We start from the raw sequence: 10,716 nt of genomic DNA on the forward strand, positions 1-10,716 counted from the left end.
AAGTCGCTTGTACCGTTATAACGTACCGCTATTCAATACACTTGACTTGGAACCGGTGACCCGTATGCCCGAGCACGCCGCCCCGCTCCTCCGCCCACCCCGCCATCGCGTCGACCCCCGGGCCCGCCGCTGGTGGACCGTGCAGGCACTGCTCACGCTCAGCGGCCCGATGCTGCTCACCGCGCTGGTCATGGCGGCGCTCAGCCTGCTGTTCTTCCCGGGCGCGCTGCCGTGGCTCGGCCCGTTGCTGCTGGTCGTGCTCGTCCTGCCCGCGGTCGGCTACCTCGCGGTCATGCCGCGCCTGCGGTACGCGGTGCATGCGTGGGAGCTGGGCGAGCGCGCGGTGTATGCGGCGGGCGGCTGGTTCTGGCAGAAGCGGCGGATCGCGCCGCTGTCGCGGGTGCAGACCGTGGACACCGTGCGCGGCCCCATACAGCGGCGGTACGGACTGGCGACGGTGACCGTCACCACCGCCTCCACCGCGGGCGACATCAAGATCGCGGGACTGTCGGACGCACACGCCGAGGAGCTGTCGCGCCGGATCGGCGAGGCGGCGCAGGATGTGCCGGGGGATGCCGCATGAACGGCCGCGACACCTTCCCCTGGCGCCGCCTCGATCCCCGTACGCTGCTGGTGCACTGCGGCTGGATGGCGGCGCCGCTCGGATCGCTGGCACTGACGGCGCTGGCCACCGGGGGCCGGATCACCACCGAGGCGTGGATCACCCTCATCGCCATCGCCGCCTCCTTCGCCGCCGTCACCCTGACCGGCCTGATCCGCTGGGCCCGTACGGACTTCCGCGTCACCGACGACAGCTTCGAGGTGCGCAGCGGGCTGCTGACCCGTCGGCTGCGCAGTGTTCCGCTGCACCGCATCCGTACCGTCGACCTGACGGCGACCCCGCTGCACCGGCTGCTGGGTGTCACCGTGCTGCGGGCGGGGGCGGGAGGCTCCGGGGACAGCGGGAGCGAGCTGTCGCTGGAGGCGCTGAAGGTCTCCGACGCGGACCGGCTGCGCGCCGAGCTGGTCGCCCGCGCCAATGCGGGGGCGGCTGCCGAGGACCCGGTGCTCGCCCGCATCAGGTGGCGCTGGCTGCGCTATGCCCCGCTGACCTTCTGGGTCGTCGGCGGTGTGTTCGTGGCGGCCGGATCCGTCTACCGGGCGCTCCACGGGATCGGCATCGAGGCCTGGAAAATCGGCTTCGTCCAGCGGGCGTTCCACGAATTCGGCGCCGGGATGCTGTGGCTGACGATCCCCGCCGCGCTGCTGGCCGTCCTGACGCTCGGCTCGGCCGGTGCGGTGGTCCTCTATGTCGAGAACTGGTGGAGCTACTGCCTGGAGTGGACCGACGCGCGCACACTGCGGGTGCGCCGCGGGCTGTTCACGACGCGCTCCGTCACCATCGAACGGGCCCGGCTGCGGGGCGTGCTGGTACGGGAACCGCTGCTGCTGCGGGCCGGCGGCGGCGCGCTGGTCCGTGCGGTGGCGGGCGGCCTGGGCAACCGCGAGGAAAACCGCCGCCGCAGCGGACTCATGCCGCCGGCGCCACGCCGGGAGGCGCTTCGGGTGGCGGGCGGCGCCCTGCGAGCATCCCAATCCCCGTTCTGTGCAACGGAGTTGACCGCACACCCGCGGGCCGCCCTACGCCGGCGGCGGATGCGCGGTCTGCTCTTCGCGGTGCTTCCCGGCACGGCCGTCCTCGCCGGTCTCGGGGCCGCGTTCACGCCCGTACTGCTGCACTGCGCCTGGATCTACGCCGCCGTCGCCACTCTTGCCGTGCTGTGGCTGGCCCGGGACGCGTACCGCAGTCTCGGCCACGGCATCCGCGGCCGGTATCTGGTGATCCGCTCAGGCACCTTCAGCCGCGACACCCTCGCCCTGCAGCGCGAGGGGATCGCCGCCTGGACGCTGACGACGTCACCGTTCACCCGGCGGGCCGGGCTGGTCACGCTGACCGCGGCGGTCGCGGCGGGCGAGGACGGCTATCGCCTCCCCGACCTCGCCGCCGCCGACGCGCCGGCCCTCGCCTCGGCGGCGGCCCCGGGAATCCTGGAGGAGTTCCTGGTACATCCCGGGGAGACGCCCCCCGAGGAGAGGGCGCAGCCGCTCAGATCTCAATGATGAGCTTGCCGCGCACATGGCCCGCCTCGCTCAGCTCCTGCGCCTTGGCGGCGTCGGCGAGCGCGAAGGTCTCGGCGACCGGTACGGTCAGCCTCCCCTCGACGGCCAGGCGGGCGTGCTCGGCCAGCCCCGCGCGGACCGTCTCCGGCGGCGTGCCGCCCGCGGAGAAGGGCACGCCGTGCTCGGCGGCATTCATGTCGGCGATGGTGACGATGCGGTCAGTCGTCCCGCCCCGCAAGGCGATCGATGCCGGCAGCGTGTCATGGCCGGCCGCGTCGAAGACCGCGTCGATGCCCTGCGGGGCGGCCGCCCGGACCCGGTCCTCGAGTCCTTGTCCGTACGCCACCGGGACCGCGCCCAGCGTGCGCAGGAAGTCGTGATTGGCCGGGGAAGCGGTGCCGATCACGGTCGCGCCCAGGGCGACCGCCAGCTGGACGGCCACCTGGCCGACCGCGCCCGCCGCGCCGTGCAGCAGCAGCGTCTCGCCGTCCTTGAGGCCGAGCAGGTCGAGGACGCGCTGGGCGGTCTCACCGGCGACGGGCAGCGTCACGGCGGCCGCGAAGGAGAGCGCGGCGGGCTTGCGGGCGATATCGCCCGCGATGGCGTACTCCGCGTACGCGCCCGTCCGGGTCCAGCCGAAGACCTCGTCGCCGACGGCCACCTCGGTGACGCCGTCGCCGAGCGCGTCCACGATCCCGGCGAACTCCAGGCCCGGCACGGCAGGGAACGTCGTCGGGTAGAACTGCTCCACCCATCCGTAACGCCGCTTGTAATCCAGGGGATTGACGCCGACCGTCACCACCTTCACCCGCACCTCGCCCGGCGCGGGCTCCGGCTTGTCGGTGTCCCCGTAGGTGAGCACCTCGGCGCCGCCGAATTCGTTGTAGATGATCGCTCGCATGGAGGTCTCCCCGTTCGATGCCTTCACAGCAATGGGTGGTGGGTTGATGACTTCAGCCTGGTCCGTGCGACGGGGCACCGGGCCAGCCATCAGGACAGTCCCACCTGGCCAAAGGGCCAGCGCCCGCCCTGACGCCGCTGGTTAGGCTGAGCGCTATGGAGTTGACCGGTTCCGTGCCCGCCCTGACCGCCGCCTACGAGGTGATCCGCCGGCCCCTGGGCGAGATCCTGCCCCGGCTCTCCTCGGTCCTGGCCGAACTGGTCCCGCACCGGGCGGCGGCCGAACTGTCCACGCACTGCGCGCACTCACCGTTCAAGACGCACGGCGATCCGGCGATCATCGACCGGCTCTCCACCGCCGACCTGGCGCCGCTGCTCGCCACGGGCACGCCGGGACATCCGTGGCAGGGCGCCGTCACCCTCGCCGGGGCCGAGCGGCCGGTGCTCGCCGTCACGAGCCATGCGACGCCGCGTGGCGCGGTCCTGCTGCTCGTACGGGACGCGGACGCCGCCCCCGTCGACGCGCCGGGCCTCGCTGTCGTACAGGCGCTGTGGGACGTGGTGACCAGCCACTTCGACCGGCTGGCGACGGAGGCCATGCCGGGTGCGCTGGCCCGCTCGCGGGCCGCCGCCGGGTCCCGGGCCCGGGTGATCGCCGAGCTGGGCGAGGTGTACTCGGCCGCGCTCACCGGACTGCTGGGGGTGCTGCGCAGCCGGAAGCTGGACGATGCGGCGGCCCGCGCCACCGCCACGGATCTGGCCGTCTCGGCCCTGGTGGAGCTGCGTGCGGACGCGGAGCGGGACCAGATGATCGCCGAGGAGCCGGCCGGGCAGGCGTTCGCCCGGCTCGCCGACTCGCTGCGGCCACTGGTGCGCTACAGCCCCGTACGGCTGGAGCTGGGCGCGCCGGACTCCCCGCGCACGCTGCCCGCCGACGTGGCGCACACGGCGCGGGCGACCGTCCGGGCCGTGCTGATGAAGGTCCTGGAGCAGGAGGCGGTGAACCGCGTGCACGTCGGCTGGCAGATCGTCGACGGCGAACTGCGTGCGACGGTACGCGACGACGGGCCCGGCACCCTCACCCCGTGCGACCTGTCCCCCGGCCTGCTGAGGGAACGGCTCGATGTCCTGAACGGCCGGCTGGACGTCGACGCGGTGCCCGGGTGGGGGTCCACGGTGTCGGCGACGATCCCGCTGTCCGCTTCCCAGGATCCGGCACCCGACCCGCTCACGCCCCTGGGCGAGCGGGAGTTGCAGGTCCTGGCCCGGCTCGCGCTCGGGCACCGCAACCGCATGATCGCGGAGGAACTGCACATCAGCCAGTCAACGGTGAAGTTCCATGTCGCGAACATCCTGACCAAGCTGGGTGTGGAGTCGCGGGGCGCGGCGGCGGCGTTGTTCCACACGGTCGCGTAGGGGGTTCTCGGCAAGGCTCCGCGGCGGGGACCCGGCCGGCCCCGTCGTGCCGCCGCCGTCTCCTCCCCCACCCCCCTCCCACACATATGACGCAGATCACACAGATCGCCCCTCGGTCCTGTGCACGGCAACCGCCAACCCACCGTCCTATTGAACGAGCCGTGAACGAACTGAACGAGCCGTGTCCGGGACCCGTGTCCACGGCCGACAGCCGTGAGGGAGCAGCCGCGATGCCCAGCGTCATCGACCAAGCCGTCCAGGTCCGTCTCCTCGCGACCGCCCCCGGCCCGCATACGGTTCCCGCCGTGCTGCACTACCAGCCCGCCGACCCGCTCGCCGTACGGATGTCGTTCCCGCCGGAGATCTCGCTGGACGGCGCCGCGGTGGACTGGGCGTTCGCCCGTGAGCTGCTGGACGAGGGGCTGCGCGGGCCCGCCGGGCGGGGGGACGTGCGGGTGCGGCCGGCAGGCCCGGACCGCACGGTGCTGGAGTTCCACGCCGACGAGGGCATCGCCATGGTGCAGATGCGGACGGCGGACGTCCGGCTGTTCCTGGCGCGCTCCTACGAGGCGGTGCCCGCCGGTCACGAGCAGGCGCAGCTCGCCGTCGAGAGCGGCCTCAGGGAGCTGTTCGGGGCGGCCTGAGCCGCCCCGAACGGGCCCGACCTGATCCAAACGACAGGCCCTAACGCTGCGGGAACCCGAACCCGTAGCCCTGCTGGGCCATCCACGGCAGCAGCGCGTCCAGCGACTCCACGGTCCTGGCGCGATTGCCGCCGCCGTCGTGGAAGAGCACCGTCGGCCCGTTGGAGAGCTCCCCGCGCACCGTCGACTCGATCATCGCGACGCTGCCGCCCTCGAAGTCCTTGCTGTCGACGTTCCAGCCCAGCGGGCGCATGCCGTGATCGGCGGCGAGCTGCCGGCTGTAGGGGGTGAAGGCGCCGCCGGGGGCGCGGTAGTACTCCACCTTGGCGCCGCCCGCCGCCTTCTCGATCATCTTCTGGGCGTCGAGGATCTCCTGCGACTGGTAGCTCTGCGGGCGGTGGTCCATGCCGGTGTTGTGGCTGACGGTGTGGTCGCAGAGCTTGTGGCCGGCGGCCACCACCTGTCGGACGATGTCGGGGTGGGCGGCGGCCTGCGGGCCGATCATGCAGAAGGTGGCCTTGACGCCGTGCTTCTTGAGGACCTCCAGCACCTTCGGGGTCCAGACCGGGTCCGGGCCGTCATCGATGGTGATGTTGAGGCTGCGGCCGGGACGGTCCGAGGCATGCACGATCGACGACTTCACGGGAGACCGGGGCGCCTGCCCGGCGTGCTTGCCCGCCGAGTCGACGGGATCGGCGCTGGCCTTTACGGTGGCACCGGGCTGGGCGAATGCGAGGATCCCCGCGACGGACAGGGACAGGGCCGCCGCCGCGACCACGCCTATGATCCCGCCCTCAAAACCGAAGCGCCGTGCCATGTGAATCCCGTCCCTCACCCAATGCTCGTGTGCTGCCGACCGGCGGCGGTGCCGTCGCACGCCGCCTTGCACCACGACAGATGCACGAGATCCCGGGCAGGCTGCTCCTGTTACGGATCCATCATGAAACTTATTGATACTGGACCCATGCCACGTGTACTTCTGATCGAGGACGACGCCGCCGTACGGGACGGAGTGACCCTCGCACTACGGCGGCGCGGCCACGAGGTGGCGGCCGCGGCCAGCGGCGAAGAAGGGCTCACCGCGCTGCCGGGCTTCCGGCCGGACATCGTCCTGCTGGATCTGATGCTGCCCGGCAAGGACGGCTTCGAGGTCTGCCGGCTGATCCGCGCCGAGCGGCAGCTGCCGATCATCATGCTCACCGCCCGCGGCGACGACCTGGATGTGGTGCTCGGGCTGGAGGCCGGGGCGGACGACTACATCGTCAAGCCCGCCCGGGGCGAGGTCCTGGAGGCGCGGATCCGTGCGGTGCTGCGCCGTACCGCGCTGCCCGCCAACGGCGAGGCGGCCGGTCCGGAGCCGGGGCCCGCGCCCGTCGAGTCCTACGGGGAACTGGCCATCGACCGGGCCGGGCTGGTCGTCGGCAAGGGCGGCCAGGACCTGGCGCTGGCCCCCTCGGAGATGAAGCTGCTGCTGTTCCTCTCCGCCACCCCGGGTCAGGTCTTCAGCCGCCAGCAGCTGCTGGAGCATGTCTGGGAGCACAGCTACCACGGCGATGCCCGGCTGGTCGACGCGTGCGTGATGCGGCTGCGGACGAAGATAGAGGACACCCCGCGCAGCCCCCGCTACGTCCAGACCGTGCGCGGGTTCGGCTACCGCTTCGGGCCGCTGTGAGCCGGCTGGGCCGTCTGGTGCCCACCCGTCTTGTCCCCACCCGGCTGCGCGGGCTGCGCGCCCGTCTCGTCGTCGCGTTCGTGCTGGTGGCCACCATCAGCGCGCTGACCACCGCGGGCCTGACCTACCGCGAGGCCCGTAACGCCATCCTCCAGCGCTCCCAGGACATCGCCGTCAACGACCTGCGCGCGCAGATCAATTCGCTGGCGCCGGAGCTGACGGTGCCGCCGTCCCAGTCGGATCTGGACTTCTTCCGCGTCCAGCTGGAGCGTTCGGGCACCTCCCGGGACTGGGACATCTCGGTGCACTACAGCGGCGTCCCGGACAGCGAGGACAGCGGGCTGCAGCGCAGTGTGGTGGTCCCGGCCGATCTGCGGGAGTCGGTGGAGAAGCGTCATGTGCCGGCCTTCCAGCGCGTCGACCGCAACGGCGATCCCTGGCTGCTGGTCGGGATGCCGGTACGGCAGTCCGACGGGAAGGCCTCCTCGCTGACCGTCTACGCCCAGCTCCCGCTGAGCGCCGAGGAAGCCAATGTCGAGGCGCTGGTGAGCTCGGCGCGGGGCGGCGCGCTGCCGGTACTCGCACTGGCCGTGATCCCGGCGCTGCTCGCCGCGCGCGGGGTGCTGCGGCCCGTACGGCGGCTGCGGCAGGCGGCCGGACGGCTCGCCGAGGGCAAGCTGGACACCCGGCTGGAGGTCAAGGGCACCGACGAACTCGCCGACCTGTCCCGGACGTTCAACGACATGGCCGCGGAGCTGGAGGAGAACGTGGCGGAGCTGCGCCGCCTGGAGGCCAACTCCCGGCGGTTCGCCGCCGATGTCTCGCACGAGCTGCGCACACCGCTGGCGGCGATGACCGCGGTCACCGACGTACTCGACGAGGACGCCGCGTCGCTCGACCCCGACACCGCCTCCGCGGTCCGGCTGATCAGCCAGGAGACCGGCAAGCTGGCGCGGATGGTGGAGGACCTGATGGAGGTCTCGCGGTTCGATGCGGGGGCCGCGGCGCTGCATCTGGACGAGGTGGACGTCGGCGAGACCATCCGCAAGACGCTGCAGGCCAGGGCCTGGCAGCAGCGGGTGGCCTCGGAGCTGCCGGACGACGTACGGGCCCGGCTCGACCCGCGGCGGCTGGATGTGGTGGTCGCCAACCTGGTCGGCAATGCCCTGCACCACGGCGGCGAGCCGGTCCGCGTACGGCTGCACGCACCGGAGCCGGGCGCCGGCCGGCTGCTGATCGAGATCTCCGACAGCGGCCCCGGCATCGACCCCGAGGTCCTGCCGCATGTCTTCGACCGGTTCTACAAGGCCGACTCGGCCCGCGCCCGGTCGGAGGGCAGCGGTCTGGGACTGGCCATCGCGCTGGAGAACGTACGGCTGCACGGCGGCACTCTGCGCGCCGCCAACTCCCCCGACGGCGGCGCGGTCTTCACCGTGGATCTGCCCCTGCGACGGGCCCCGGAGCTCCCCGCCGCGGAGGACGGCCGGGACGACGTCACTCCCGCGGCCGGGAAAGGGAACGACGCATGAACGTCCTGAAGAGCGTGCGCGGCCGGAATACCGCGCTCGGCCACAATGCCGTGCTCGCTGCGCGGACCCGGCGGATCGTGGCGGGTGGCCTGCTGGCCGGTGCGCTGGCCGGCTGCGGGATCGCGCCCACCGACGTCATCGACGCCGGGGAGCCCGCCACCGGCGTGAAGTCGCCCGGCCAGCCCGCTGCCGATGTCCAGCTGTTCTTCTACGGCCCGAGCGGGCTGCGCTCCGCGACCCGCCCCGCCAAGGCACCCGTCGATCCGCAGAACGCGATCGAGATGCTGATGGACGGCCCGAACCACGCCGAGCGGCAGCGCGGGCTCTCCAGCGTGCTGCCGAAGTTCCCGGGCCGGCTGCTCGCCACCACCGGCCGGGGCACCGTCGCCCTCACCCTGCCCATGAACGCGAAACTGCTGGACTCCGCGTCGCTGAACCAGCTGGTGTGCACGGCGGCCAATGCCCGGGTCCCGGGCGACAAGCCGCCGGGAGAGGTCACCGTCACGGTGGTGGGCGATGGTGTCCGTGTCGGTCCCATGGTCTGTGGCGGCAACAACGCCTTCCCGGTGGTCCAGCCGAGCCCGAACACCGCGGCGCCGAGGGCCGGGGGCTGAGACCCGGCGCCGCGGTCGGGGCACGCGTTACGGTGAAGAAAGGCACCCGCGTGCCACAAGGACCGGCCGGCCTGCAACCCCGGGAGACTCGTGCGATGACCGAGCGCAAACCCCCTGGTATCGGATTCGAGACCTGGATCGACAAGCAGATCCGCGAGGCGACGGAGCGCGGCGACTTCGCCAACCTGACCGGCGCGGGAAAGCCGCTGCCCCGCCTCGACCAGCCGTACGACGAGCTGTGGTGGATCAAGGACAAGATGAGCCGCGAGAACCTCTCGTATCTGCCGCCGTCGCTGGTGCTGCGCAAGGAGGCCGAGGACGCGCTGGAGGCGGCGTCCCACGCCCCGTCCGAGGCGGCCCTGCGCCGCACTCTGACGGCCGTCAACGACCGGATCCGTGCGGCCCTGCGCACACCGCTCGAAGGCCCCCCGCTCGGCCTCACCCCCTTCGACATCGACGAGGTGGCCCGTAACTGGCGTGCACAGCACGGGAGTTGACCGCCTTCACGGACCACTGTCACGGGCCCTCGTCACGGACCGCCGTCACGGCTCCAGTCGCACCCTGAGGAACCGCGGCCGATAGAGCTCCACATTCCCGCTGAGATGAGGATCTGCCGGGGCCGGGCCGAGCCAGTTGATGTCGTAGCTGAGCAGGAGCTGCCCGGACGCGGTGAACTCGGGGTGCGCCTGGGGGTTGTACGCGGCCACGTACTGCGGCTGGGCGTCGGCGGGCCGGGGCGGGGTGATGCGGCCGTTCGGGCCGTGCCAGGGGCCGCGGGGCGAGCAGGACCAGTAGCTGGTGATCGTCCGCGTCCCGGCCGTGCCGTCACCCCCGGTATCCATGGTGAACAGCACCCAGGTCGTGCCGTCCCGGACGACGGTGAAGGCGCTGCCCACGCCGCGCCGCCCGCCCGCGCGCAGCACCGGCGCGGCGCGCCCGGCCCGCCGCTGCCAGTGGGCTCCGTCCCAGAACCGCCACCCGGTGCGGTCCCCGAGCCGCCCGGCCGGGACCCGGGCGAGGTAGCCGCTGGAGGCCGGTGACGACGGCGGGTCGTCGGCGCCGAAGACATAGGTCCAGGCGCCGTCGCGGACCGCCGCGGCCCCGTAGAGGACCCGGCGCCCCGGGTCCGTGACGGACGTCCGGCCGACTGTCTCGGTGATGCCTTCCAGGTGCAGGTCCGGCAGCGAGAGGGTGGCGACCTCGGTGCTGCGCGGCATACCGAAGATCCACGGGCCGGCCCCGGGGGCGCGGTTCCACAGCAGGACGCGGACGACCTGCTCGTGGGCGCCGGGGGTACGCGGTTCCACGCTCGCCCGGACCGGCCAGCGCCAGCCGCCGCCCGGCGGGTCCGGGAAGAGCGGTCCGGGGGCGGCCGCGGTACCGCCGGTCAGCGTGCGTTCCGGCCGTCCCGAACGCCCCGTCACGACGGCGGAGTTGTGCCGGAGGTAGGGGGTGCCGCCGCGGTCGGCCGTGCGCCAACGGTGCGGCTGCCCCTGGGGGTTGGGCGGCGGCTGCACCCGGTCCAGGAAGGTGTCGGAGAAGAGCCAGAGCGTCCGGCCGTCGGGGAGACGCACCGAGTGGGTGCCGTCGCCGCCGGTCCAGTCGTCGAGGCGGGTGTTGTCGTCCCCGTAGCGGGCGAATGCGGCGGTGCGTCCGGAATCGGCGGACCAGGAGGCGATCCGGCGTCCGGTGCAGGCCGCGGCCCGGTCCGGGGCGGCCTCCCGGGGCAGCGCCCACAGCAGGAGGGCGGCGGTCAGGAGCAGGGCGGCGGCGGTCGCGGTGCGGGTGAGCGGCGGCCTGGACATCACGCTCCTCTGGGG

General features: G+C 72.9%; 11 protein-coding genes. 8 read left to right on the forward strand and 3 right to left on the reverse strand.

Translation table 11 applies throughout. From position 1 onward, the window contains the following. Positions 1-64 precede the first annotated feature (64 nt). Together ACZ4S3_RS02940 and ACZ4S3_RS02945 are read left to right on the forward strand one after the other, a co-directional pair. Positions 65-583 carry a PH domain-containing protein gene (locus ACZ4S3_RS02940; protein ID WP_467925237.1) on the forward strand — a complete coding sequence of 173 codons (519 nt, stop codon included), beginning with the start codon at positions 65-67 and terminating at the stop codon, positions 581-583. Beyond that, positions 580-2,121 (forward strand): PH domain-containing protein, encoded by a 1,542-nt coding sequence (locus ACZ4S3_RS02945; protein ID WP_467924937.1) that lies wholly within the window; start codon positions 580-582, stop codon positions 2,119-2,121. The genes ACZ4S3_RS02940 and ACZ4S3_RS02945 overlap by 4 nt, the downstream gene beginning before the upstream one ends. Here ACZ4S3_RS02945 and ACZ4S3_RS02950 read toward each other — a convergent pair. Continuing rightward, positions 2,108-3,022 carry an NADP-dependent oxidoreductase gene (locus ACZ4S3_RS02950; RefSeq protein WP_467924939.1) on the reverse strand — a complete coding sequence of 305 codons (915 nt, stop codon included), beginning with the start codon at positions 3,020-3,022 and terminating at the stop codon, positions 2,108-2,110. The genes ACZ4S3_RS02945 and ACZ4S3_RS02950 overlap by 14 nt on opposite strands. 155 nt (positions 3,023-3,177) lie before the next feature. Here ACZ4S3_RS02950 and ACZ4S3_RS02955 point away from each other — a divergent pair, with 155 nt between their 5' ends. Continuing rightward, positions 3,178-4,437, forward strand: coding sequence for a LuxR C-terminal-related transcriptional regulator (locus ACZ4S3_RS02955; RefSeq protein ID WP_467924941.1), 1,260 nt, complete (start codon positions 3,178-3,180; stop codon positions 4,435-4,437). Between the two features lie 230 nt (positions 4,438-4,667). Beyond that, positions 4,668-5,081: a spore wall synthesis regulator SsgD gene (gene ssgD, locus ACZ4S3_RS02960; protein ID WP_467924943.1), complete on the forward strand. Its 414-nt coding sequence runs from the start codon at positions 4,668-4,670 to the stop codon at positions 5,079-5,081. 40 nt (positions 5,082-5,121) lie between these two features. Here the strand turns inward: ssgD and ACZ4S3_RS02965 are convergent, their stop codons facing one another. Further along, positions 5,122-5,898, reverse strand: coding sequence for a polysaccharide deacetylase family protein (locus tag ACZ4S3_RS02965; protein WP_467924945.1), 777 nt, complete (start codon positions 5,896-5,898; stop codon positions 5,122-5,124). Positions 5,899-6,045: 147 nt separating this feature from the next. On the opposite strand from ACZ4S3_RS02965, the gene ACZ4S3_RS02970 reads away from it, so the two are divergent. The 4 genes from ACZ4S3_RS02970 (at position 6,046) to ACZ4S3_RS02985 (ending at position 9,393) form a co-directional block, all read left to right on the forward strand. Further along, entirely contained in the window at positions 6,046-6,753 is a 708-nt protein-coding gene (locus ACZ4S3_RS02970) for a response regulator (protein WP_467924947.1), read from the forward strand. Next, a complete protein-coding gene (locus tag ACZ4S3_RS02975) occupies positions 6,750-8,282 on the forward strand; it encodes an ATP-binding protein (RefSeq protein ID WP_467924949.1) in 1,533 nt (510 codons plus the stop codon). The genes ACZ4S3_RS02970 and ACZ4S3_RS02975 overlap by 4 nt, the downstream gene beginning before the upstream one ends. Beyond that, positions 8,279-8,896 (forward strand): hypothetical protein, encoded by a 618-nt coding sequence (locus tag ACZ4S3_RS02980; protein WP_467924951.1) that lies wholly within the window; start codon positions 8,279-8,281, stop codon positions 8,894-8,896. Before ACZ4S3_RS02975 ends, ACZ4S3_RS02980 begins: the two co-directional genes overlap by 4 nt. Positions 8,897-8,991: 95 nt before the next feature. Next, a complete protein-coding gene (locus tag ACZ4S3_RS02985; RefSeq protein WP_467924953.1) occupies positions 8,992-9,393 on the forward strand; it encodes a DnaJ family domain-containing protein in 402 nt (133 codons plus the stop codon). Between the two features lie 45 nt (positions 9,394-9,438). Here the strand turns inward: ACZ4S3_RS02985 and ACZ4S3_RS02990 are convergent, their stop codons facing one another. Further along, positions 9,439-10,701, reverse strand: a complete 1,263-nt coding sequence (locus tag ACZ4S3_RS02990) for a DUF4185 domain-containing protein (protein WP_467924955.1) — start codon at positions 10,699-10,701, stop codon at positions 9,439-9,441. Between the last annotated feature and the right edge of the window lie 15 nt (positions 10,702-10,716).

This window comes from Streptomyces sp. NPDC028368 (assembly GCF_055565615.1).